General features: G+C 71.1%; 16 protein-coding genes and 1 tRNA gene. 10 read left to right on the top strand and 7 right to left on the bottom strand.

What is annotated here, in order from left to right:
- Window positions 1–93: 93 nt before the first annotated feature.
- Together ACFVWY_RS25735 and ACFVWY_RS25730 are read left to right on the top strand one after the other, a co-directional pair.
- The gene (locus tag ACFVWY_RS25735) at window positions 94–6,720 is read left to right on the top strand and encodes an RHS repeat-associated core domain-containing protein (RefSeq protein ID WP_389876641.1); all 6,627 of its coding nucleotides are present in this window, start codon (window positions 94–96) and stop codon (window positions 6,718–6,720) included.
- Window positions 6,717–7,184 carry a hypothetical protein gene (locus tag ACFVWY_RS25730; RefSeq protein ID WP_389876640.1) on the top strand — a complete coding sequence of 156 codons (468 nt, stop codon included), beginning with the start codon at window positions 6,717–6,719 and terminating at the stop codon, window positions 7,182–7,184. Before ACFVWY_RS25735 ends, ACFVWY_RS25730 begins: the two co-directional genes overlap by 4 nt.
- Window positions 7,185–7,247: 63 nt before the next feature.
- On the opposite strand, the gene ACFVWY_RS25725 is transcribed toward ACFVWY_RS25730, so the two are convergent.
- The 5 genes from ACFVWY_RS25725 to ACFVWY_RS25705 all read right to left on the bottom strand — a co-directional run bounded on the left by ACFVWY_RS25725 (window position 7,248) and on the right by ACFVWY_RS25705 (window position 13,068).
- Window positions 7,248–9,002: an NAD+ synthase gene (locus ACFVWY_RS25725; RefSeq protein ID WP_389876638.1), complete on the bottom strand. Its 1,755-nt coding sequence runs from the start codon at window positions 9,000–9,002 to the stop codon at window positions 7,248–7,250.
- Between the two features lie 88 nt (window positions 9,003–9,090).
- Window positions 9,091–10,779, bottom strand: a complete 1,689-nt coding sequence (locus ACFVWY_RS25720; protein WP_389876637.1) for a multicopper oxidase family protein — start codon at window positions 10,777–10,779, stop codon at window positions 9,091–9,093.
- A 301-nt stretch (window positions 10,780–11,080) separates the two neighbouring features.
- Window positions 11,081–11,506: a CBS domain-containing protein gene (locus ACFVWY_RS25715; RefSeq protein WP_389876635.1), complete on the bottom strand. Its 426-nt coding sequence runs from the start codon at window positions 11,504–11,506 to the stop codon at window positions 11,081–11,083.
- Window positions 11,507–11,632: 126 nt separating this feature from the next.
- Window positions 11,633–12,391, bottom strand: a complete 759-nt coding sequence (locus tag ACFVWY_RS25710) for a DUF305 domain-containing protein (protein WP_389876634.1) — start codon at window positions 12,389–12,391, stop codon at window positions 11,633–11,635.
- Entirely contained in the window at window positions 12,388–13,068 is a 681-nt protein-coding gene (locus tag ACFVWY_RS25705) for a DUF3105 domain-containing protein (RefSeq protein ID WP_389876632.1), read from the bottom strand. Before ACFVWY_RS25705 ends, ACFVWY_RS25710 begins: the two co-directional genes overlap by 4 nt.
- 234 nt (window positions 13,069–13,302) lie before the next feature.
- Between ACFVWY_RS25705 and glnA the strand changes: the two genes are divergently transcribed.
- Window positions 13,303–14,664: a type I glutamate--ammonia ligase gene (gene glnA, locus ACFVWY_RS25700; RefSeq protein ID WP_389876631.1), complete on the top strand. Its 1,362-nt coding sequence runs from the start codon at window positions 13,303–13,305 to the stop codon at window positions 14,662–14,664.
- 599 nt (window positions 14,665–15,263) lie between these two features.
- Here glnA and ACFVWY_RS25695 read toward each other — a convergent pair.
- Window positions 15,264–15,338, bottom strand: a tRNA-Trp gene (locus tag ACFVWY_RS25695).
- A gap of 208 nt (window positions 15,339–15,546) precedes the next feature.
- Here ACFVWY_RS25695 and ACFVWY_RS25690 point away from each other — a divergent pair.
- The 7 genes from ACFVWY_RS25690 to ACFVWY_RS25660 all read left to right on the top strand — a co-directional run bounded on the left by ACFVWY_RS25690 (window position 15,547) and on the right by ACFVWY_RS25660 (window position 24,279).
- Window positions 15,547–15,831 carry a hypothetical protein gene (locus ACFVWY_RS25690; protein ID WP_389876630.1) on the top strand — a complete coding sequence of 95 codons (285 nt, stop codon included), beginning with the start codon at window positions 15,547–15,549 and terminating at the stop codon, window positions 15,829–15,831.
- 261 nt (window positions 15,832–16,092) lie between these two features.
- Window positions 16,093–16,215: a hypothetical protein gene (locus ACFVWY_RS25685; protein ID WP_389876629.1), complete on the top strand. Its 123-nt coding sequence runs from the start codon at window positions 16,093–16,095 to the stop codon at window positions 16,213–16,215.
- 366 nt (window positions 16,216–16,581) lie between these two features.
- On the top strand, window positions 16,582–17,907 hold the full coding sequence (locus tag ACFVWY_RS25680; protein WP_389876627.1) for a discoidin domain-containing protein: 1,326 nt from the start codon (window positions 16,582–16,584) through the stop codon (window positions 17,905–17,907).
- Between the two features lie 2 nt (window positions 17,908–17,909).
- Window positions 17,910–19,226, top strand: coding sequence for an MFS transporter (locus ACFVWY_RS25675; protein WP_389876720.1), 1,317 nt, complete (start codon window positions 17,910–17,912; stop codon window positions 19,224–19,226).
- The gene (locus ACFVWY_RS25670; RefSeq protein WP_389876626.1) at window positions 19,223–20,248 is read left to right on the top strand and encodes a TolB family protein; all 1,026 of its coding nucleotides are present in this window, start codon (window positions 19,223–19,225) and stop codon (window positions 20,246–20,248) included. Before ACFVWY_RS25675 ends, ACFVWY_RS25670 begins: the two co-directional genes overlap by 4 nt.
- A gap of 194 nt (window positions 20,249–20,442) precedes the next feature.
- Window positions 20,443–21,240, top strand: coding sequence for a putative protein N(5)-glutamine methyltransferase (locus ACFVWY_RS25665; protein WP_389876624.1), 798 nt, complete (start codon window positions 20,443–20,445; stop codon window positions 21,238–21,240).
- Between the two features lie 48 nt (window positions 21,241–21,288).
- Window positions 21,289–24,279: a bifunctional [glutamine synthetase] adenylyltransferase/[glutamine synthetase]-adenylyl-L-tyrosine phosphorylase gene (locus ACFVWY_RS25660; RefSeq protein WP_389876623.1), complete on the top strand. Its 2,991-nt coding sequence runs from the start codon at window positions 21,289–21,291 to the stop codon at window positions 24,277–24,279.
- On the opposite strand, the gene ACFVWY_RS25655 is transcribed toward ACFVWY_RS25660, so the two are convergent.
- On the bottom strand, window positions 24,267–25,112 hold the full coding sequence (locus ACFVWY_RS25655) for a phosphatase PAP2 family protein (RefSeq protein WP_389876718.1): 846 nt from the start codon (window positions 25,110–25,112) through the stop codon (window positions 24,267–24,269). The two genes, ACFVWY_RS25660 and ACFVWY_RS25655, sit on opposite strands and share 13 nt — an antisense overlap.
- Window positions 25,113–25,123: the final 11 nt, after the last annotated feature.

Here is a 25,123-nt window from a genome sequence, read left to right as displayed (position 1 = left end):
CCCGGGATCTCCGGTGGCTCCTTCCGCTGAGGGAGCCCCGCGACGACAGACCTCTTCTCGGGCATGACTTCTTTTGGGTGGGGACAGACGAACATGGCGCTTGGCATAGGCACGTCACGCAGATGGCTGAGGGTGGTCAGACGCCCGGAGAGCCGGATTCTGGTGGCCTCCCTGGCTCTGGCACTGGCGGTGCCGCTGGGGCTGACCCCGGTGGCCGCGGCACAGTCCGGCGGTCTGGGCCGCGGCGACCGGCCCGAGCAGAGGGTCAGCAAGGTCGACAAGGTCACCGCCCAGGGGGCGCGAGCGGCCCGGGCTCGCGTGGCGAAGAGCCGTGAGGCCAACGCCGGCCAGGCGAGGAAGGCCAGGGAGGAACAGCAGGTCACCTGGCCCGGTCCCGGCACCGCGAAGCTCACGCTCACACCCGCTGGACGGGCCGGGGCGAAGCCCGGTGGTCTCCCGCTGGCCGCCGCCCCGTCCCGCGCGAAGAGCGGCGCGCCGGGGATCGGCGAGATCACGGTGACCACCCTGGACCGGGAAGCCACGGGCAGACTCGGGATCACCGGTGTGGTCCTCACCGCCGAGGCGGACCGCTCGGGCCGGGCCGACGTGGGCGTCGGCTACGGCTCCTTCGCCTCCGCCGTCGGCGGGGGCTGGTCGGGGAGGCTGCGCCTGGTGCAGCTGCCCGCCTGCGCGCTGACGACTCCGCAGAAGGCGCGGTGCCGTACGCAGACCCCGCTGGATTCGCGCAACGACGCGAAGGAGCGCACGGTCACCGCACAGGTCGCCTTCACCGACGGCCCTGCCGGGTCCGCGACGGACCGGGCCGCCTCGGGCACGCGGGTCCTCGCGCTCACCGCGGCCGGGGCCGGTCAGTCCCCCAAGGGAGGCGGCGACTTCAGCGCCACCGGGCTGTCGGAGTCCTCCTCGTGGCAGGCGGGCATGAGCTCGGGCGCCTTCAGCTGGTCGTACGGATTCGATCTGCCGCCCGCGGCAGCCGGCCCCGCACCGGCCCTTGAGCTCTCCTACGACTCGGGGAGCATCGACGGGCGGACGGCGACGACCAACAACCAGGGCACGTCGGTCGGCGAAGGCTTCTCGATGACCGAGTCCTACATCGAGCGCACGTACGGCAGTTGTGACGACGACGGGCACAAGGACGTCTTCGAACAGTGCTGGAAGTACGACAACGCGCGTCTGGTGCTGAACGGCGTCTCGTCCCGCCTGGTCAAGGTGGGCACATCCGGCACATGGCGGCTCGAAGGCGACGACGCCTCACAGGTGACGAAGTCGACGGGCGCGGAGAACGGCGACGACGACGGCGAGTACTGGACGGTCGTCAAGGGCGACGGCACGACGTACACGTTCGGCCTCGACAAGCTCGACGGAGCGGCCGACCAGCGCACCAACTCCACCTGGACCGTGCCCGTGTACGGCGACGACAGCGGGGATCCCGGTTACGACAAGGGCAGCGCGTTCGAGGACCGCGCGGTCACCCAGGCCTGGCGGTGGAACCTGGACTACGCCTTTGACACGCACGGCAACGCCGCTACGTACTGGTATGCCAAGGAAGGGAACCACTACAAGAAGAAGGGGGCGAGCAAGGCCGATACGCCCTACGTCCGTGGCGGATACCTGAAAGAGATCACGTACGGGCTCCGCAAGGGTGCGCTGTTCACCGATGACGCGGACGCCAAGGTCACCTTCGGCCACGCCGAGCGTTGCACCGCGTCGGACTGCTCCACCCTGAACAAGGACACCGCCAAGAACTGGCCGGACGTGCCCTTCGATGCGCTGTGCGCCAAGGACGCCGACGACTGCCTCGCGCAGGGGCCCTCGTTCTTCTCCCGGAAGCGGCTGACCGGTGTCAGCACCTTCTCCTGGTCGGCCACCGCGAAGAAGTACGAGCCGGTGGACTCCTGGGAGTTCACCCAGGACTACATGGACGGCGGGGACATCGGTGACACGTCCGACAACGTCCTGGCCCTGAAGTCGATCAAGCGCACCGGCCTGACCGGTACCGCCATCGCCCTCGACCCCGTGTCCTTCACCTACCAGATGCGGCCGAACCGGGTGGACGGCACCGATGACATCCTGCCGCTGACCAGGCCGCGCCTGCTGACCGTCACCTCGGAGACCGGTGCGATCACCGAGGTGACGCTGTCGAGCCCCGAGTGCACGCGCGGCCAGGTCGCCGGGGCGGCCGAGGACGCCAACACCCGCTCCTGCTATCCGCAGTACTGGAACATCAACGGCGCAGAGGAGGCGTCGGTCGACTGGTTCCAGAAGTACCGGGTCCTGGCGGTCACCGTCTCCGACCCCGCGGGCCACAACGACACGGTCGAGAACGAGTACGCCTACAGCGGCGCTGCCTGGCACCACAGCGACGAGCCGTTCACGCCGAAGGAGGAGCGGACCTGGTCCGACTGGCGCGGCTACCGCCAGGTCACCTCGTACAGCGGGGCCAAGGACGCCACGCGCTCCAAGGTCGTCTCCGTCTACCTGCAGGGCATGGACAGCGACAAGAAGAAGGACGGCACCACCCGCAGCGTCACGGTTCCCGCCCTCACCGCCCCGGCGCTCGGCATCCCGGACCTCAAGGACGCCGACCAGTACGCCGGCCAGCTGCGGCAGAGCGTCACGTACGACGGCGCCACCGCCGTCTCCGCCACCATGAACGTTCCGTGGTCGAAGGAGACGGCTCGCCAGGCCGTACCGGGCGCGGACGATCACGTGGCGCGCTACGTCCGTACCGGAGCGTCGACGAGCTACACCTACCTGACCGTGCCGAAGACCTGGCGCTCCACGGGCAGTGCCACCTCCTTCGACGACTTCGGCATGCCCGAGACCGCCTCGGACCACGGAGACACGGCGACATCCGGGGACGAGACCTGTACCCGCACGTGGTACGCCCGCAACGACAAGGCCGGGCTGACCAGCCTCGTCTCCCGCACCCGTACGGTGGCGAAGGCCTGCACGGTCACCGAGGCCGCCCTCGGCCTTCCCGTGAACAGCGACACCCGCGGTGACGTGGTGTCCGACGTCGCGACGGTCTACGACACCGCGACCGTCACCGGCTGGGTACCAGACCAGAAGCCGACCTCGGGATCCGCCACCTGGACGGGCCGCGCCACCGGCTATCCCGCCGCGGCGACCGGCGGCGAGCGCAACCCCACCGGCTGGCAGCGGATCGCCGCGACGACCTACGACACCCTCGGGCGCCCGAGGGTCATCACCGACGTCAAGGACCAGGTGACCGATACCGCCTACACCCCCGTGGACGCGGGGCCGCTGACCAGGACGGTGATCACCAACACCAAGGGGCACAAGGCGGTCACCTTCCTCGACGCCCGCCGTGGTCTTCCCGAGCGCATCTACGACGCCAACTCGAACAAGACGGAGCAGGCCTACGACGCGCTGGGGCGCCTGACCGAGGTCTGGGCCCCCAACCGCATCCGGGGCAGCCAGAGTCCCAACTCCACCTTCGCCTACCACCTCAGCAGGACCGAGGCGTCCTCGGTGGCCACGTCGACCCTCAAGGGCGACGGCGAGACGTACAACACCAGCTACTCCGTGTACGACTCGTTGCTGAGACCCCTCCAGACCCAGTCCCCGACCCCGCTCGGCGGGCAGCTGTTGACCGACACCCGGTACGACAGCCGGGGCATGGCGTACGAGACGTACGCCGACATCTTCGACAGCACGTCCACCCCGAAGGGCGACTACACCCGGGCCGAGTACGGCGAGGCGCCCACGCAGAACGAGACGGTGTTCGACGGCGCCGGGCGGGCGACGGAGAACACCCTCTACCTCTTCGGCGTCAAGAAGTGGTCCACCACGACGAGCTACACCGGGGATTCGACGGCCACCACCGCGGTGCGGGGCGGATCCGCCACGCGCACCATCACCGACCCGCGCGGACGCGTCGTCGAGACGCGTGAGTACGCCGGTCAGAAGCCGGACGACACGGGCTTCGGCAGCACGCTCGGAGCCTCGTACACCTCCACCACGACCACGTACACGCCCGACGGCCTGAAGAAGCTGATCACCAGCGCCCAGGACGCGTCCCGGTGGAGCTACACCTACGACCTCTTCGGCCGACGGGTGGGCGAGGAAGACCCGGACACGGGGCGCAGCTCCACCGAGTACGACAGCCTCGACCGCGCCGTGAAGGTGACCGACTCGCGTGGCGAGTCCGTCCTGACCAGTTACGACCAGCTGGGCCGCGTCGACAGCACGTGGGCGGGTGAGAAGACCGACGCCAACCTGCTGACCAGGCGTGAGTACGACACCCTCGCGAAGGGGCAGCCGACCTCCTCGACCCGCTACACCGGGGGTCTGGGCGGAGCCCAGTACACGAAGGCCATCACCGCCTACGACAGCCTCAACCGTGCCACCGGCACCCAGGTCAGACTTCCGGAGTCCGACCCGCTGGTGAAGGCCGGTGTGCCCGCCACCCTGGACTTCACCAGCGAGTACCGCCCCGACGGAACGCTGCGGAGCAGCACCGAGCCCGCGGCCGGGGGGCTGGCCGAGGAATCCATCGAGCCGAAGTACAACGGCCTCGGCATGGCGACCGCCCTCACCGGTGCGACCGGCTACCTCCAGTCCGTCGACTACTCCGCCCTCGGACAGGTGCAGGAACTGGTGCTGGGCACCGGCGGCAGCGGCTCCAAGAGCGCCTACGTCAAGAACACCTACGAAGAGGGAACGGGCCGGCTCCTCGGCAGCCGGGTCACGGACCAGACCCACTCGTACGTGCTCCAGGACCTCGTCTACACCCAGGACGACGCCGGGAACGTGCTGTCGATCTCCGACGGCGCCACCCTCGGGGGCACGGGCAAGGCCGACCACCAGTGCTTCGCCTACGACGCGCACCGGCGCCTCACCGAGGCGTGGACCCCGCAGACGGCGGACTGCGCCGAGGCGGGCCGCACCACGGCGAACACCGGCGGCGCCGCGCCCTACTGGACGAGTTACACGTACACCGCGGCGGGCCAGCGTGACACCGAGACGGCCCATGCCACCTCGGTGGACCCGTCGACGGCCGAGACCGCATACGAGTACGGAACCGCGAGCGGGCAGCTCCACCCCCTGAGCAAGACCACCGGCGCGAAGACAGGCGCCTACAGCTACGACGACGCGGGCAACACCACCAAGCGGCCCGGTGTCCAGGCCACCCAGACGCTGGTCTGGGACAGCGAGGGCAACCTGAGCCGTACGACGGAACCCGCGGCCGGGTCGAAACCCGCTCTCGACACCGGCTACCTCTACGACGCCGACGGTGAACTCCTGATCCGCCGGGCGGCCGGTGACGGTGACACGGTCCTCTACCTCGGTGAGACCGAGGTCCGCCTCACCGTGAAGGGGGCCACCAAGTCCCTCTCCGGAAGCCGCTACTACACCGCGGCCGGTCAGACCCTCGCCGTCCGGACGGCCACCACCACAGGCGCGGGCGCCACGCTCAGCTTCCTCGTGGCCGACCACCACGGCACGTCCAGCCTGGCCCTCGACGCCGTCACGCAGGACGTGACGAAGCGCTACAGCACCCCCTTCGGGGCGCCCCGGGGCGAGGGGCCGACGACCGGGTGGCCCGACGACAAGGCGTTCCTGGGCAAGCCCGCCGACATCACCACGGGCCTCACGCACATCGGTGCCCGGGAGTACGACACCGGAACGGGCCAGTTCATCAGCGTCGACCCGGTCCTGAGCGTCGACCAGCACCAGTCGCTCAACGGCTACACCTACGCCAACCAGAACCCCGCCACGAACAGCGACCCGACGGGCCTCGCGTGCTACGGCGGCAACCACTCCGCCAGCTGCAACCCGACCGGCCAGGGCGGCAACGCCCCGCCGCCTCCTCCTCCCACGGGCTGCTACGCCGGCAACATGTCCGCCAGCTGTGTCGGCTACGGCGGAAACAACATGGGCACGGGTGGCCGCGGCGGCGGCAGCGGCGGTACGGCGAGGGGAACGAACGCGGCCGGCGGAACGTCATCCGCGGGTGGTGGTGGGCGGCTGATGGGGCCTTCGGATCCAGGGAGCAGCGACATCATGCTCTATCAGTGGTCACAGGGCGGTGCGGCATGGCTGAATCTCACCGAGGCCATGTCCGACGAGCGGAGACTCAAGTCCGCGATGTGCATGGGGAACCCCATATTGCTCGCGTGCACCGAATCGGTCGAAAGCACGGTGAACCTCACCGTGAAGGAAGCTCTGGAGTGGTGGGCGACGGGCGTAGCACCGGACAAGATGGTGTATGGGGACGGGAGCATCATCGCCGGGCTTATGGCGAAGACACCTGAAGCGCAGAGTGCCCGTGCGGTTGCAGTGCAAAAGTGGCTGAAAGACGGGAAAAAGAATCTTAAGGCAGTTGGCGCCCCATACTCGATCAAATCGATGTCCAAGCCGGAGATCGCAAATCAGCTCACGCGCGATCTCGGCAGCGTGATGGGCGGACTTCAGGATCCGAACTCTGTGAAAGTATTGCTCGGTTCCTTTCAGATCACAGGTGAAGTGGTTGCCTCGTCCAAGCGTGGAGTGCAAGTGAGATTCACAGTTGACGAGAATTCCACGATTTCATCGGCTGCTCACATAGTGACTGGATACAGTGGTGCTGCAACCCGCTTTGTGGCTAAGTACAATGGTGGAATCGGCGGGGCCTTGATGCATCCGGTGAACCAAATCGTGACGTGGCGCGAGACCTTTACGTACGGGTCATGAAGAAGAGGCAGATGCCCATGTTCGAAAATAGGTTAAATTTCCGTTTCGGGCGGCGTTTTTTGTCCGTGTGGCTGCTCTTCCTGCTGGTTCCCCTCTCTGTTGTGGGGTGCGGAACCCCAAGCAGGCTGGAGAAGGCTATGCATGTGGTTGACAGTGATCTGTCCGGTCACTGGACCAGCCGGAGCGGATCTTCTCTCGTCCTGCGTGCAGACGGGAAGTTCTCCGCGGAAAGCCTGAACTCCTCCTACACCAAAGGCGCCGGAATAAAGGTCGTCGCCGAGGAGACGGTGGAAGGTTCCGGCTCGTGGACCTTCGGGGATTACGGAGCCGGGCCCGAAGTGGACCTGGATTTTTCTGGTGGCGGAGGCCTGACCCTTCGTGTGGCTGCCCTTGACGGGGACACCGTCATGTGGGCGTGGGTGGGCGACGGGGATCAATCCGTTCTGGAGAAGCGGGGTTCATGAGAAAGGCCGCCCGCGCCCCCTGACCGGTCAGGGGGCGCGGGCGGCCCTTTGGGTCGCGCCCGCTCAGGCCGACTCGCGCCAGCGGTTGGTGATCGGGAGGCGGCGGTCCTTGCCGAAGCCCTTCGGGGAGATCTTCGTGCCCGGCGGGTACTGCCGCCGCTTGTACTCCGCGGTGTCCACCATCCGCAGCGTCTTCGCCACCAGCACCGGATCGAAACCGGCCTCGACGATCTCGGCCAGCCCCTGGTCCCGGTCGACGTACAGCTCCAGGATGCGGTCCAGCACCTCGTAGTCGGGCAGTGAGTCCGTGTCGACCTGGCCGGGGCGCAGCTCGGCGCTGGGCGGCTTGGTGATGGACGCCTCCGGGATCGGCGGGGTCTGCCCGCGCTCCTCGGCGGCCCGGTTGCGCCACTTCGCGAGGCGGAAGACCGATGTCTTGTAGACGTCCTTGATCGGGCCGTACGCCCCGACCGCGTCCCCGTACAGCGTGGAGTAGCCGACCGCCAGCTCGGACTTGTTGCCCGGGGCGAGGACGATCTGGCCCTCCTGGTTGGAGACGGCCATCAGGGTCGTGCCGCGCAGCCGCGCCTGGAGGTTCTCCTCGGAGAGGCCGGTGAGCCCCAGCGAGCCCATGTACGCGTCGAACATCGGCTCGATCGACACGGTGCGGAAGTTCAGCCCGGTGCGGCGGGCCAGCTCGGCCGCGTCGCCCTTGGAGTGGTCCGAGGAGTACTTCGACGGCATGGAGATGCCGTACACGTTCTGCGCGCCCAGCGCGTCGCAGGCGATCGCCGCGACCAGTGCCGAGTCGATCCCGCCGGAGAGCCCGACCAGCACACTGCGGAAGCCGTTCTTCGCGGCGTAGGCCCGCAGGCCCACGACCAGCGCCGAGTACAGCTCCTCGTCGTCGTCCAGCCGCTCGGCGTAGCCGCCGGTCAGCTCGGCGGGGTAGGCCGGGAGCGGGTCCGCGGAGAGCACCACGTGGTCGATCCGCAGACCGTCGTTGACCACCCCGGACGGTGCCTCGGCGGCTGCCGCCGGAAGCTCCAGGTCGAGCACGACACTGCCCTCGGCGAACTGGGGGGCGCGGGCGATGACCTCGCCGTCCCGGCCGACGACGATCGAGTCGCCGTCGAAGACCAGCTCGTCCTGGCCGCCGATCATCGCCAGGTACGCGGTGGTGCAGCCCGCCTCCTGGGCACGCTTGCGGACCAGTTCCAGCCGGGTGTCGTCCTTGTCCCGCTCGTACGGCGAGGCGTTGATCGACAGCAGCAGCCCGGCGCCGGCGGCCCGTGCGGCGGGCACCCGGCCGCCGTCCTGCCAGAGGTCCTCACAGATCGCGAGCGCCACGTCGACGCCGTGGACCCGCACCACCGGCATCGAGTCGCCCGGCACGAAGTACCGGAACTCGTCGAAGACGCCGTAGTTGGGCAGGTGGTGCTTGGCGAAGCTCAGCGCCACCCGGCCGCGGTGCAGCACCGCGGCGGCGTTCTGCGGGGAGCCCGCGGGCTGCCCGTAGCGGGGCTGGGCCGTCCCGGAGCGGTCGAGGTAGCCGACCACCACCGGCAGCTCGCCGAAGCCCTCCGCGTCGAGCCGGGCGGCGAGCGCGTGCAGCGCCTGCCGGGACGCCTCGACGAAGGACGGGCGCAGGGCCAGGTCCTCGACGGGGTAGCCGGTCAGCACCATCTCCGGGAACGCCACCAGGTGGGCGCCCTGCTCGGCGGAGTGCCGGGTCCAGTGGACGATCGCCTCGGTGTTTCCGGCGAGATCGCCGACGGTCGAGTCGATCTGATTCAGTGCGAGACGTAGTTGAGGCACGCCCACCAGTGTAATCGTCTGACTGACGCAATGTCCTCGCGGGCCGCGGAACCACGTCCGCGGCCCGCCGGACCGTGCCGGGGGCGGGTCAGGCGCGGTAGCCGAGGACCGTCATCATGCCCACGTCCGAGTGGTAGATGTTGTGGCAGTGCAGCATCCACAGCCCCGGGTTGTTCGCGTCGAACTCGACGGCCAGGGAGCTGTTGGGACGGACGATCGCGGTGTCCTTGCGCGCCCAGTGGGCCCGGCTCCGCTCGGTGGCCTCGTGGCGCCGCCCGGCCGGGCCGACCACGCCGAAGGAGTGCCCGTGCAGATGGACCGGGTGCCACATCTCCGTGGCGTTGTAGAACTCCAGCCTGACCCGCTCGCCCGCCCGCACCGGATGGCGCTGGCCAGAGGTGTACGGACGGTGGTCGAAGGCCCAGTTGTACGCCCGCATGTTGCCGGTCATCTTGAACCGGATGGTCCGGTCGGGCTCGCGCCGGGACAGCTCCGCGGACCCGTCCGGCATCAGCGCGAACGCCTCGACCAGCTTGCCGTCCAGCTCCTTGGGGCGCACGGTCGCGGCAGGGGCGGTCCCCTTCCCGGTGCGGAGCAGGGCCAGTGCCGTGGCGTTCTTGCCCTCCGCGAGCGCGGTCAGCGGGAAGACCCCGTCGCCCGCGGTGACCACCACGTCGTACCGCTCGCCCATGCCCAGCAGCAGGGCGTCGGTCGTGGTGTGCCGGACCGGGTAGCCGTCGGTGTGGGTGATCGTCATCCGGTGGCCGCCGAGCGCCACCCGGAAGGCGGTGTCGCCGCCCGCGTTGACGATGCGCAGCCGGATGCGCTCGCCGGGCTTGGCGGTGAAGGTGGTGGGGTCCTTCGCGACCCGTCCGTTGATCAGGTAGTACGGGTAGGCGACATCGCCCCCGTGGCTGCCGAGCAGCTTGCTGTACGAGTGCTTCCCCAGCCGCGAGGGCCCGCTGAGGGGCTTCCCGCCGTTGGACCTGGCCGGCTTCCCGGGCGCGCCGTGCCCGCCCGCGCCGTGGCTCATGCCGTGGCCCATGCCGCCCCGGCCGCCGCTCAGCTCGTTCAGCACCGAGTCGGGCGTCGATCCGTCCACCCCGTCGACCCAGTCGTCCAGGACGACGACCCACTCCTTGTCGTACGTGAGGGGTTCCTTCGGGTCGTCCACGATCAGCGGCGCGTACAGCCCCCGGTCCTGCTGGACGCCCACGTGCGGGTGGAACCAGAACGATCCGGGGTGCGGCACGGTGAACCGGTAGGCGTACTCGGTCCTGGGCCCGATGGGGGCCTGGGTCACCTCGGGCACGCCGTCCATGTTGTTGCGCACGTTGAGACCGTGCCAGTGCAGTGACGTTTCCGCGGGGAGGTTGTTGGTCAGGTTGAGCGCCAGGGTGTCACCGACGGTGACCCGCAGCTCCTTGCCGGGCAGCCTGCCGTCGTACGCCCAGGAGTCGACGGTGATCCCGGCGCCGAGTTCGAGCCGGGCCGGGGCGGCGACGACGTTCAGCTTCCGCAGGGGGCCCGTGCCCCGCCCGGTCTCCGCCGTGGCGACCTCCGGACCGTCGGGGGAGACGTACTCGCCCTTGGATCTCCCGCCGGGCAGGCCCCCGCGGTTCGCGCTGCCGTGGTTCGTGCCACCGGCGCTCGGGCCGTCGGCCGTCCGGCCGCCGCGGCCCGTGCCGGATTCGTCGGAGCAGCCCGCCAGTACCGCCGAACCGGCGGTGGCGACAGCGGCGCCGAGCACGGCGCGTCGGGTAGGTGGAGTACGCATGACGGAGTGCACCTCGGAATGTGTTCGGTGGGTCGGTCTGCTGGGGGAGGGGGAGGCGCGCCCCTCCTATATCAGCAGGCCGGACAGTGACGACTGTCCGTAGGTCATGCGTCCACTCAGGGTCATGCCCAGCACACTACCCCCGCCGGGTATCACCCGCGCGCGGAGCGGGCGCGCGTCCCGCGTCCGCGTCCGCACGGCCCCGGCCCCGCAGGCGCGCGACGGCCCGGCACCCCGCCGTACGGGGGGGTGCCGGGCCGTGCGGTACGGGCACCGGGACGGCGTGGCCGCGCGGCAGGGATCAGCCGTGTGCGTAGACCTTCGCCGCCCAGCCGGCGATCTGCTCGTCGCTGAGGTGCTGCGCCAGATCGGCCTCACTGATCATGCCGATCAGCATCTTGTTCTCGACCACCGGAAGCCGGCGGATCCGGTGCGTCTGCATCTCCTCCAGCACCGTCTCCACCTCCGCCTCCGCGTCGATCCAGCGAGGCGTGCCGTGGGCGAGGTCGCCCGCCGTCATCTTCGACGGGTCGTGGCCCATGGCCACGCACCCGATCACGATGTCGCGGTCCGTGAGGATGCCGATCATCCGGTCCTGCTCGCCGTTGGCCGAGATGGGCAGCGCGCCGACCTTGTGGTCGCGCATCAGCTGCGCGGCCCGGTCGAGCGTCTCGTGCGCGGGGATCCAGGTGGCCCCGGTGTGCATGATGTCCTTGGCGGTGGTCATGAGGGATTCCTCCTGCGTGCCGATGGGCATGCTGTGCGCCCCCGAGCGAACCCATCGTCATGGGTCCGTTCGGGGGACGCGACCGCTATCACCCGTTCGGGTGCATCTGCGGCTGGAGGGAACTTCTCAGGGCCGGGGTGCCGCCCCGCGTGCCGCCAGCATGCCGGCCATCGCGTCCAGCTCCGACTGCTGTGCCTGGACCATCCCCCGGGCCAGCCGCCGCTCCACGGGCACCGCGCACAGCTCGGCGCAGCCGCGGGCCATGTCGACGCCGCCCTTGTGGTGGTCGGTCATCAGCTGGAGGTACAGCACCTCGGCCGCCCGGCCGCTCGCGTCACGGAGCCGGGCCAGTTCCGTACGGGTGGCCATGCCGGGCATCAGGGAGCCGTCGTGCGGCCGGTAACCGGCCCCCGCCCCGGCCGTCCCGCCGCTCTCGGCCGTGGGGGTCATGCCCGCCATGCCGGCCGTGGTGTCCGGGCCCGCCGCGGAGTGCCCCTCGTGCCCGGCCGGCATCCAGCCCATCGGCTCCTGCCCGGCCGCCGTCTTCGGCAGCTCCCACAGATCCAGCCAGCCGAGCAGCATGCCGCGCTGGTTGGCCTGGGTGTTGGCGATGTCGTACGCGAGACGGCGCACCTCCTCGTCCCGCGTACGGTCCCGCACCAGGAAGGACATCTCCACCGCCTGCTGGTGGTGGACGGCCATGTCGCGGGCGAAACCGGCGTCCGCCGAGTCCACCGCGGGCGTGTGCGGCGCGGCGGCGTGGCCCGGCCCGCTCCCGCCCCCGTGCGCCGAGGCGGCCGTCGCCGCCGCCGCGCACAGCAGCGCGAGTGCCGCGACGGAGCCCACCGTCCTGCGGACCCCGCGGACGCGCCTCACCGGCGTCACGGAGCCTCCAGCCCGCCCGAGCACGTGGCACCGGGCTCGGGAGTCTGCGGCCCCTGCACGAACTGCGAGAAGAACTGGTCGACCCGGGGGTCGTCGGCCCCGTCCACCGTCAGCTGCTTGCCCCAGGCGGTCAGCATGAGGGCCCCGGACTGGTCCGCGTACGGGCTCATCAGCGAGTACGGCGTCCTGGAGACCCGCTCGGCGAGCTTGTCGACATCGGCGCGCGGCGCCTTGCCGGTGTAGGTCACCCAGACCGATCCGTGCTCCAGCGCGTGCACGGCGTTCACCTCGGGGACGGCCTTGGTGTAGACCACGCCGTCACAGTTCATCCAAACGGGGTTGTGGTCACCCCCGACCGGCGGCTTCATCGGGTAGGCGACGGGCCCCTCGACGTGATTGCGGGTCAGTTTCGCCGCGTCCCAGGTCCGCAGCCCCTCGATCTTCCCCCCGGCGGGCCCCTCGCGCTGTGCCGAGGGCGCCTTTCCGTCCCCCACCGGGGCGGACGACGGCTTCTGCTCGGACGCCTCCGACGTGGTCAGCACCAGGTACGAGCCGAAGCCGACCAGGCCCACGACGACGAGCACGCTCAGGCCTATGGCCAGGGCCCGGTCGCGGCGCCCGCCCGGACGGCGGGCGTCGTGCGGCTGGTCCATGGGGTTCCTGGGGTCGAGACTCATGGCGTCAGGTCCTTCTGCGAAGGGGCGGTCACGGACAGGTGCACCGGCGTGTGAGGGACCGTCGCGAAGCCGCTTCGCCCCCGCCGCGCCGTGGGCGCCGATCGTAGTGGGTGGCCGGGTGCTCCATCTCCCTGCGTGTGCGTAATCTGGGTGAAATCCCGGGCCGTGATACTGGAGCTCCTCCCCTGTCCCGGGCGGTGGTGCACGGACTGTCTGAACTGCAAGGATGTGGCTATGGACAAGCAGCAGGAATTCGTCCTCAGAACGCTTGAGGAGCGCGACATCCGCTTCGTACGGCTGTGGTTCACCGATGTCCTCGGCTACCTCAAATCCGTCGCCGTGGCCCCCGCCGAGCTGGAACAGGCGTTTGACGAGGGCATCGGCTTCGACGGCTCGGCCATCGAGGGCTTCGCCCGGGTGTACGAGTCCGACATGATCGCCAAGCCGGATCCGGGCACCTTCCAGATCCTGCCGTGGCGGGCCGAGGCCCCGGGCACCGCCCGGATGTTCTGCGACATCCTGATGCCGGACGGCTCGCCGTCCTTCGCCGACCCGCGCTACGTCCTCAAGCGCATCCTGGCCAAGACCTCTGATCTGGGCTTCACCTTCTACACCCACCCGGAGATCGAGTTCTTCCTGCTGAAGGACAAGCCGGTCGACGGCAGCCGTCCCACCCCCGCCGACAGCTCCGGCTACTTCGACCACACCCCGCAGAACGTCGGCATGGACTTCCGCCGCCAGGCGATCACCATGCTCGAATCCATGGGGATCTCGGTCGAGTTCAGTCACCACGAGGGCGCCCCCGGCCAGCAGGAGATCGATCTGCGGTACGCGGACGCGCTCTCCACCGCCGACAACATCATGACCTTCCGTCTGGTGATGAAGCAGGTCGCGCTGGAGCAGGGCGTGCAGGCGACCTTCATGCCGAAACCGTTCTCCGAGTACCCCGGTTCGGGCATGCACACCCACCTCTCGCTCTTCGAGGGTGACCGCAACGCCTTCTACGAGTCGGGCGCCGAGTACCAGCTCTCCAAGGTCGGCCGTTCCTTCATCGCCGGTCTGCTCACCCACGCGGCGGAGATCTCCGCCGTCACCAACCAGTGGGTCAACTCCTACAAGCGGATCTGGGGCGGCTCCTCCCGTGCCGCGGGCGCCGGCGGCGAGGCCCCCTCGTACATCTGCTGGGGCCACAACAACCGCTCCGCGCTCATCCGCGTCCCGATGTACAAGCCGGGCAAGACCGGTTCCGCCCGGGTGGAGGTCCGCTCCATCGACTCCGGCGCCAACCCGTACCTGACGTACGCGGTGCTGCTCGCCGCGGGCCTCAAGGGCATCGAGAAGGGCTACGAACTCCCGCCCGGCGCCGACGACGACGTCTGGGCGCTCTCCGACGCGGAGCGCCGCGCGATGGGTATCGAGCCGCTGCCGCAGAACCTGGGCGAGGCCATCGCGCTGATGGAGAAGAGCGAACTGGTCGCCGAGACGCTCGGCGAACACGTCTTCGACTTCTTCCTGCGCAACAAGAAGCAGGAGTGGGAGGAGTACCGCAGCGAGGTCACCGCCTTCGAGCTGAAGAACCTGCTGCCGGTGCTGTAACCACAGGTCAGCGACCTGTAGGCCGCCAAGCGGGCGAGCTGTCCGGTACAACGGAGACGGCCCGTCAGTGATCGTGATCGCTGACGGGCCGTCTGTGGGCCGTCGGACTGGGGCGGGCGGTCCGGGCCGACCTTGTCCATGGCACAGCGGGCCCGGCCCTCACCGCCCGGGAGCAGGTGCGTGCTCTCTCGCGGCCGTGCGGCGCTCGCCCGGCTTGGTACCCCTGCTCGGCTCCAGCTCTGCGAGCTTCTGCCGTATCGCGTCTCCTGGACGATTCGCTGCCAAGTCCCCTTGCGGCCCAGGCGTCCACCCTTCCGATCCCGAAGCCCGGCGCAGCACGCGCGGACGGGAGCTGCCACGATGTCGCGTCCGGTCACCGGGAGTTCGAGGCGTACGGCTCAGCGGCCGAGAGCACCGTTGCGGCGAGGGCCGCGGGATGGGGCGACGTGGCTGAGCGGCTCGTGGGGCTCGCAGATCCCGAGCTCAGGGACGGGTGCCACGGGCGTCTTGAGGGCGACGCCAATCGCGAAGAGGGCCCGGTCCGCCTGATCCTGGCCCGAGGCGAAGGGCCGCGGAGTCGGCCGGGGGCGGAGGGAGGGCAGAACCGGCCGGATTCGAACCGGCGTCCTCGCGATGGTGGAGACCGCGCGCGACGACCTCTGCGCTACAGCTCCGCCCCGTCCGCCATCCTAAGGACTTCCGCTGCTGCCGAGGTGGTATCCGTGCCCTTGCCGTGCCCGTCCGGCCGGGAACTGACGGCGAACCACGGATACCGGCGGACAGCCCGCAGACGAAGCGCCCCGGCCGACTCACCTGGTCAGGAGCCGTTCAGCCGCGGTACTGAGGACGTGGCCCAACTCCGGCGCTGATAGCTTCGGGAGCGTGATCGTGTACCCGCTCTGGCATGTCGGCCACCAAAACGAGGCCGGCGACAACCACTCGACCGTTCACGTCGACGAGTGCGGCGTCTTCGTCGACGAACAGGACGGCGACGACGTGAAACTGCTCGGCATCTACTCGACACGGGAGCGGGCGGAGGAGCGCAGGAAGCGGGCTCTGCTGCTGCCGGGCTTCCGGGACGAGCCGGAGTGCTTCATCCTCGACGGCTACGAACTCGATGAAGACACCTGGACCGAGGGCTTCGTGCGGATCCCGCCAGGCGAATAGCGGCAGAGACCACCGCGCGAAGGGCGGCAGCGAAGTGCGCCAGCCCCGCCAGCCGCCGCCGACCGTCAACCGCCCCGGACGGCCGGCCCGGCCAGGCGGACAGGCCCCGGCGGCCGTCCTGCCCGCAGCGCGCATCGAGTGGGCAGCCGACGGCAACGGCAGCGCGCCCCGTGGGGCCGTCCCGGGGCCGTGAGAGGGCGCTCGGCGATGACCGGCACTGACAACCGCCAGCAGCTCGGCGGCAGGTCACGGTGTTGACCGTTGAAGTGGCCGCGGGCCGGGAACCAGGCAGGACACTTCCTGCGCAACAACAGGCAGGAGGGGGAGGAGCACCGCGGCGAGGTCACCGCCTTCGAGCCGAAGAACCTGCTGCCGGTGCCCTGACGGTCGTTCGCGGCACTGCGGGCCGGAGGCGATCCCGCCTCCGGCCCGCAGTGCGTTCCGGCTCTCCGCCGCCGCTCCGCCGACCGCCTCGAACGACTCGCCGACGTGCTCGAACAGGCCCTGGGAGCAAGCCTGTTGGGGGACTGGTAGGAAAGTTTCCTGTTCGCTAGCATTCCCGGCGGTGGCTCGGCGCGGTGCCCGCCGCTCGGGCATGACGCGCTCAGTGAGAGCTCTGGCCCGGCCACCACGACCCCGTCCTCCCGTGCCCGTACGCGGGCCGGGCCCGGGGCCACCCGCACAGCTGCCCAGCTCTCGCCAACCCCCACACAGGCCAGGAGTTCAGGGATGCATCCGAACGGTTCAGCTTTGCTCCGCCCGTCCGGGCGGCACCGCACGGTGGGCATGGTCGTCGCCGCCGTACTCGTCCTCTTCGGCGGGCTGCTGCTCGCCTACCCCGACCGGGCCGGTGCCGTCGCCGACCCCCTCATCTCCCGCGACCGCACCGCCACCTCGTCCTCCGACGAGACCTCCGGCCTCGGACCGCAGAACGCCTTCGACGGCGACCCCGCCACCCGCTGGGCGAGCGCCGAGGGCAAGGACCCGCAGTGGATCACCGTCGACCTCGGCGACGGGGCCCAGGTCACCCGCGTGAAGCTCGGCTGGGAGGACGCGTACGCCAAGGCGTACCGCATCGAGATCTCCGCCGACGGCTCCGCCTGGACCAAGCTCGCCGAGGAGACGGCCGGTGACGGCGCCACCGACGACTGGACCTCGCTCACCGGCAAGGGCCGCTACCTGCGCGTCTACGGCACCGCCCGCGGCACGTCCTACGGCTACTCGCTGTACGAGGCCGAGGTCTACGGCACCCCCGGCAGCGAGCCCCCGCAGACCGGCGGCTTCACGGTGGTCGCCGCCGGGGACATCGCCGCCCAGTGCACCGCCTCCGACAGCGACTGCGCCCACCCCAAGACCGCGGCGCTGGCCCAGCGGATGAACCCGAAGTTCTATCTGACGATGGGCGACAGCCAGTACGACGACGCCCGGATCTCCGACTTCCGCGCCTACTACGACAAGACCTGGGGAGCCTTCAAGGCCAAGACCCGCCCGGTGCCCGGCAACCACGAGACCTACGACCCGGCCGGATCGCTCGCCGGGTACAAGGCGTACTTCGGGGACATCGCCTACCCCCAGGGCAAGACGTACTACAGCTTCGACGAGGGCAACTGGCACTTCATCGCCCTCGACTCCAACTCCTTCGACAAGACCGCCCAGACCGACTGGCTCAAGGCCGACCTCGCCAAGAACACCAAGGCCTGCGTCGCCGCCTACTGGCACCACCCGCTGTACTCCTCCGGCGGACACGGCAACGACCCCGTCAGCCGCCCGGTCTGGAAGCTCCTGTACGGCGCCAAGGCCGACCTGGTGCTCAACGGCCACGACCACCACTACGAGCGCTTCGCCCCGCAGAACCCCGACGGCAAGGCCGTCGCCGACGGCATCACCGAGATCGTCGGCGGGATGGGAGGCGCCGAGCCGTACCCCATCGAGGAGGTCCAGCCCAACAGCCAGAAGCGGATCAGCGGTGAGTACGGCGTCCTCAAGCTGAACCTCACCGACAACGGCTACAGCTGGACCTACGTCGGCACCGACGACAAGGCCAAGGACACCAGCCCGAACTACACCTGCCACTGATGATGTACCTGGCGACCACAGGCCGCCGGGACACGCCGGCCCCGCCCCGCGGCAGCGGAGCGGGCCGGCGCGTCCCCGGCGCCGTCCTCGCGCTCGGCACGGTCAGCCTCGTCACCGACATCTCCTCCGAGATGGTCACCGCGGTGCTGCCGCTCTACCTGGTCCTCGGACTCGGTCTGTCCCCCCTCCAATTCGGCTTTCTGGACGGTCTGTTCAACGGAGCCGCCGCCGTCGTACGCCTCCTCGGCGGATACGCCGCCGACCACGGCCGCGGACACAAACGGGTCGCCGGACTCGGCTACGCGCTCTCCGCCCTCTCCCGGATCGGCCTGCTCCTCGCGGGCGGCGCCACCGCGGGCATCGCCGCCGCCCTCGCCACCGACCGGGTCGGCAAGGGCATCCGCACCGCGCCCCGGGACGCGCTGATCACCCTGAGCAGCCCGCCGGAGACCCTCGGCCGCTCCTTCGGCGTGCACCGGGCCATGGACACCACCGGCGCCCTGCTCGGCCCGCTCGCCGCCTTCGCCCTGCTCTGGGCGACCGCCGACGCCTACGACGCGGTGTTCGTCGTCAGCTTCTGCGTCGGGCTGCTCGGCGTACTGCTCCTGGTCCTCTACGTCCCCGCCGGCCACCCACCGGGCCCCCGTCCCGCGGCCCGTCCCGCTCGCCGGGCCCCGCGCGGGCGCAAGGCGTTCGAGGCGCTTGGCGACCCCGCCTTCCGGCGCGTCCTCGCGGCGGCGGCCCTGCTCGGTGCCGCCACCGTCGGCGACTCCTTCGTCTACCTCCTGCTCCAGCAGCGCCTCGCCCTCCCGGTCGGCTGGTTCCCGCTGCTGCCGCTCGGCGCCGCCGCCTGCTACCTGCTGCTGGCCATACCGGCCGGAAGGATCGCCGACCGGGTCGGCCGACGGCTGCCGTTCCTGTACGGACACCTCGCGCTGCTCGGCGTGTACGCCACGCTCCTCGCCCCGGCCAGCGGCCCCGGGATGCTGCTCCTGGTGCCCGTCCTCGCCCTGCTGGGCGTCTTCTACGCCACCACCGACGGGGTCCTGATGGCCCTGGCCGGTCCCGTACTGCCCGCCGACGGCCGGGCGTCCGGCCTCGCCGTGCTCCAGACGGGCCAGGCCCTGGCCCGGATGCTCGCCGCTGCGGGCTTCGGTGCCGCCTGGACCGTACGGGGGCCGGACACCGCGCTGTGGGCCGCCGTCTCGGCCCTGCTCATCGCCCTCGTGGGCGGCTGGGCGCTGCTGCCCCGCACCCCTTCCGGCGACCGGGCCCCGGCCGGGCCGGACGCCACGACTCCCGAAAGGCGGACCGCATGAGTGCCAGGTTCCCGACCACCACGGCCCCGCTGGGGCCCCGGGCCCGGATCGCGGTCGTGGCGGCCGCGGTGCTGCTCCTCGCGGGCGGCTCCCTCGGCTACGTACTCCACGCCCAGCAGCGGACCCGGGGCGAACGGGACGGCGCCGACGCCTCGTTCACCCTCACCGGCCCCGCCCTCTACTTCCGGGACACCGACGGCGGACGCGTCGCCCACCAGCCCCTCACCGGTACCCGCGCCACCGGGACGCGCACCACCGGCGGCCCCGCCTGCGACCGCTTCTACGCCTCCGGCGACGGGGCGCTCTGCCTGCGCGCCGAGCCCGGAGTGCTGCCGAGGACGCGGGCCATCGTCCTCGACCGGCACCTGCGCGAGAAACGCCGCGTCACCGTGCCCGGAGTGCCCACCCGGGCCCGGGTCTCCGCCTCCGGACGGATGCTGTCCTGGACGGTGTTCGCCACCGGCGACTCGTACGCCACCAGCTCCTTCTCCACCCGCACCGCCATCCTCGACCTGCGCACCGGCTACCTCATCAAGTCCATCGAGAACATCCAGCTCACCCTCGACGGCGCCCGCTACCACGCCCCCGACGTCAACTACTGGGGCGTCACCTTCGCCCGTGACGACAACCGCTTCTACGCCACCGTCTCCACCAAGGGACGCACCTACCTGGTCGAGGGCAACATGCGGGACTGGACGGCGAAGGCGCTGCGGCAGAACGTCGAATGCCCCTCCCTGTCACCCGACAACACCCGGCTCGCCTTCAAGAAGAAGGTCTCCGACGACGCCTCGGCGCCCTGGCGGCTGTACGTACTGGACCTGCGCACCCTGCGCGAGACCCCGCTCGCGGAACAGCACAGCGTCGACGACCAGGCGGCCTGGCTCGACGACCGCACCCTCGCCTACGCCCTGCCCGGCACCGGGGGCCGCCGGAGCGACGTCTGGACCGTCCCCGCCGACGGTACGGGCACGCCCCGGCTGGCCGTGGAAGGAGGGGCGTCCCCAGCGGCGGTGGCCGGCTGAGAGCTGAGGAGGAAAGGGGGGCGTGCGGACGGGCGCGCGGTGTATTGTGACGCGTCCCCACCCGGGGACCGACCCAAGGAGGTGAGACCCATTACCGCTGTATCTGGCTGGGTGCTCGCCGACCGCGACCGCGCGACCGATTCGACGTAGGTCGTCCGGCGGAGCGCCCATCGGCTTCCCGAAAGGCTCCGCTCATGTCGCTCTCCTCCGCTCCGCCCGCCCTCTCCGCCGTGGTCACCGCCCTGCGCTCCGCCGGCTGCGTATTCGCCGAGGACGAGGCGGAACTGATCGTCGCCGCCGCTGCCGGACCCGCCGCCCTCGCGGCCATGGTCGAACAGCGGGCCGCCGGGCACCCCCTGGAACACGTCCTCGGCTGGGCCGAGTTCGACGGTCTGCGGATCGCCGTCGGCCCCGGCGTCTTCGTGCCCCGCCGCCGCACCGAGTTCCTGCTCCACCAGGCCGTCGCCCTGGCCCGGCCCGGCGCGGTCGTCGTCGACCTGTGCTGTGGATCCGGGGCGCTGGGGGCCGCGCTCGCCGCCCGGCTCGGCCGGGTCGAACTGCACGCCTCGGACGTCGAACCCGCCGCCGTGCGCTGCGCCCGCCGCAACCTCGCGGGCACCGGCGAGGTCCACCGGGGCGACCTCTTCGCCCCGCTGCCCCGCCCGCTGCGCGGCCGGGTGGAGATCCTGCTGGCCAATGTGCCCTACGTCCCCACCGACGATGTCGGACTGCTCCCCCCGGAGGCCCGCATCCACGAACCGCGGGTGGCGCTCGACGGGGGACCGGACGGCCTCGACGTCCTGCGCCGGGTCGCCGCCGAGGCCCCGCACTGGCTGGCACCGGGCGGCCATCTGCTCATCGAGACGAGCGAACGGCAGGCCCCCCGGGCCGAGGAGACCCTCGCCCGCCACGGGCTGATCCCCCGGGTGGTCGTCTCCGACGAGCTGTACGCCACCGTCGTCGTCGCGACCCGTCCCGAGGGCCTCGGCTAGGCTCGGGACGGCTGGACGGTGTGTGGGCGGCGAGCGGGAGAGCACGGAATGACGACGGTGCCGGGGCGCAGGAGCAGCACGTTCACCCGATTGCTGCGGCACGGATTCACCGATCCCTCCGCCGCCGAGCGCCTGCTCGACCTGCCCGAGCTGTCCTCGGTCCGCACCGACCCGGTGCTGCTCGAAGCGCTCGGCGCCACCGCCGACCCCGATCTGGCCCTGAACGGTCTGGTCCGGCTCGTGGAGGCCGAGACGCCGGACGAGCGGCAGATGCTGCTCGACACCCTGGTCACCGCCAAACCGCTGCGCGACCGGCTGCTCGGGGTGCTCGGGGCGTCCGAGGCGCTCGGTGACCACCTCGCCCGCCACCCCCGCGACTGGCAGGCCCTGTCCACGTACGAGGCCACCGACCTGCACCCCGGCGTGGCCGAGTTCGAACAGGGCCTCGCCGGGGCCGACAACCCCGACGCGCTGCGCGTCGCCTACCGCCGCTGCCTGCTGGCCATAGCGGCCCGCGACGTGTGCGGCACCACGGACGTCGCCGAGGCCGCCGCCGAACTGGCCGACCTGGCCACCGCGACGCTGCGGGCGGCGCTGGCCATCGCCCGCACGGCCGCCCCCGAGGACGCGGCCCGGTGCAGGCTCGCCGTCATCGCGATGGGCAAGTGCGGCGGTCACGAGCTGAACTACGTCTCCGACGTCGACGTCATCTTCGTCGCGGAACCGGCCGAGGGCTTCGAGGAGAGCGAGGCCGTGCAGGCCGCCACCCGGCTGGCCGCGCACATGATGCGGATCTGCTCCGACACCACCGTCGAGGGCACCATCTGGCCGGTCGACGCCAACCTCCGTCCCGAGGGCCGCAACGGCCCCCTGGTGCGGACGCTCTCCTCGCACCTCGCGTACTACCAGCGCTGGGCCAAGACCTGGGAGTTCCAGGCACTGCTCAAGGCCCGTCCGGTGGCCGGTGACCCGGAGCTCGGCGCGGAGTACGTCGAAGCCGTGTCGCCGCTGGTCTGGCAGGCCGCCGACCGGGAGAACTTCGTCCCCGACGTCCAGCGGATGCGCCGCCGGGTCGTCGACAACATCCCCGCCGACCGGGTCGACCGGGAGATCAAGCTCGGCCCCGGCGGGCTGCGGGACGTCGAGTTCGCCGTACAGCTCCTCCAGCTGGTGCACGGCCGCAGCGACACCACCCTGCGCAGCGGCACCACCCTGGAGGCCCTGGGCGCACTGGCCGAGGGCGGCTACGTGGGCCGGGTGGACGCCGCCCAGCTCGATGACGCCTACCGCTTCCTGCGCGCCCTGGAGCACCGCATCCAGCTCCACCGCCTGCGCCGTACCCACCTCGTCCCGGAGGACGCCCCTGACCTGCGGCGGATCGGCCGTTCCCTCGGGATGCGCACCGACCCGATCACCGAGCTCAACCAGGCCTGGAAGCGGCACGCCTCGGTGGTGCGGCGCCTGCACGAGAAGCTCTTCTACCGGCCGCTGCTCGACGCCGTCGCCCAGCTCGCCCCCGGCGAGATCCGGCTCAGCGCGAAGGCCGCCAAGCACCGGCTCGAAGCCCTCGGCTACGCGGACCCGGCGGCGGCGCTGCGCCATCTGGAGGCCCTGTCGTCCGGGGTGTCCCGCAAGGCCGCCATCCAGCGCACCCTGCTGCCGGTGCTGCTCGGCTGGTTCGCGGACTCCGCGGACCCGGACGCCGGACTGCTCGGCTTCCGCAAGGTGTCCGACGCCCTGGGCAAGACCCCCTGGTACCTGCGGCTGCTGCGGGACGAGGGCGCGGCGGCGGAGAACCTGGCACGGGTGCTGTCGGCGGGGCGGCTCGCCCCCGACCTGCTGCTGCGGGCCCCGGAGGCGGTGGCGATCCTCGGCGACCCGCAGGGGCTGCGGCCGCGTACCCGGGAACACCTGGAGCAGGAGGTGCTGGCCGCGGTGGGGCGCGCGGAGGGGGCCGAGACCGCCGTGGCGGTGGTGCGCGGGGTGCGGCGGCGCGAGCTGTTCCGGACGACGGCCGCCGACCTCATCGGCTCGTACGGCACGGAGGAGAGCCCGGCCGAGGAGGACCCCGGGGCGCTGGCCGACCGGGTGGGCAACGCGGTCACCGATCTGACCGCCGTCACCATCGCGGGCGCCCTGCGCGCCGCTGTGCGCGAGCAGTGGGGCGACACCCTGCCCACCCGGTTCGCGGTCATCGGCATGGGCCGCTTCGGCGGCCACGAACTGGGCTACGGCTCCGACGCCGATGTGCTGTTCGTCCACGCACCGCGCGAGGGCGTCGACGAGCAGGAGGCGGGCCGGGCGGCGAACGCGGTGGTCTCCGAGATGCGCCGCCTGCTCCAGCTGCCCACCGCCGACCCGCCGCTGATCATCGACGCGGACCTCCGCCCGGAGGGCAAGAACGGCCCGCTGGTCCGTACGCTGCGGTCCTACGACGCCTACTACCGGCGCTGGTCGCTGGTCTGGGAGAGCCAGGCGCTGCTGCGCGCCGAACCGGTCGCGGGCGATGCCGGGCTGGGGGGCGCGTTCATCGAGCTGATCGATCCGCTGCGGTACCCGATGGAGGGTCTGGGGGAGGACGCGGTCCGCGAGATCCGGCGGCTGAAGGCCCGGATGGAGTCCGAGCGGATGCCGCGCGGCGCCGATCCCACGCTCCACACCAAGCTGGGCCGCGGCGGGCTGAGCGACGTGGAGTGGACGGTCCAGCTGATGCAGATGCAGCACGGCTGGCACGAGCCCGGACTGCGCACCACCCGCACCCGCGAGGCCCTGGCCGCGGCGTGCGCGGCCGGTCTCATCCCGGCCGAGGAGGCCCAGACCCTGGACGAGGCGTGGGTGCTGGCGACCCGGGTGCGCAACGCGGTGATGCTGGTACGCGGACGGCCGGGCGACACCTTCCCGTCCGGCCCGCGCGAACTGACCGCCGTCGGACGGTACCTGGGCTACGAGCCGGGACACGTGGGGGACATGCTGGACGACTACCGGCGGATCACCCGGCGGGCCCGCGCGGTGGTGGAGGAGCGCTTCTACGGGGCGTGATGCCCCGTGGTGGACAGACCGGCCAGCCGGGCCCGCCCGCCCGGCACCGGCACCCGCTTCGCGAGGTGGTGCGGCAGCGAGCCGTACCAGGCGTACGACACCGCGTAACCGAAGGCCAGGCAGGCCATGCCGCCCAGCGCGTCCAGCCAGAAGTGGTTGGCGGTCGCCACGATGACGGCCAGGGTGAGGGCCGGGTACAGCAGGGCCAGGATCCGGGCCCAGGGCGCGGAGACCAGCGCGAACACCGTCAGGCCGCACCAGAGCGACCAGCCGATGTGCATCGAGGGCATCGCCGCGTACTGGTTCGACATGTTCTTGAAGTTGCCCGAGGCCATCGAACCCCAGGTGTGGTGGACCAGCACCGTGTCGACGAAGTGGCCGCCGTTCATCAACCGGGGCGGCGCGAGCGGATACAGGTAGTAACCGATCAGGGCCGCACCCGTCGTCGCGAACAGGGTCAGCCGGGCTGCCGCGTAACGGCCGGGGTGGCGGTGGAACAGCCACACGAGCACACAGACCGTCACCACGAAGTGCAGGGTCGCGTAGTAGTAGTTCATCGTGACGATCAGCCATGTCACGGAGTTCACCGCGTGGTTGACCGACTGTTCGACGGCGATGCCCAGATACCGCTCGGCCGACCAGACCAGGTCGGCGTTGCGCAGGGCCTTCGTCCGCTGCTCCGGGACGGCGTTGCGCACCAGCGAGTACACCCAGTAACTGGCGGCGACGAGCAGGACTTCGAACCACACGCGCGGTCGGCGGGGAGCGCGGGAGTGGCGGAAGGGGCGGAGGGAGTGCGGCGAACGCAGCTCCGACCGGTCTTCCTGTGGCATCACGCTCAATT

Source organism: Streptomyces sp. NPDC058195 (genome assembly GCF_042883525.1).
GTDB lineage: Bacteria > Actinomycetota > Actinomycetes > Streptomycetales > Streptomycetaceae > Streptomyces.
Note: the sequence above shows the minus strand (reverse complement) of the source record. Positions and strands in the feature narration are given on the sequence as shown.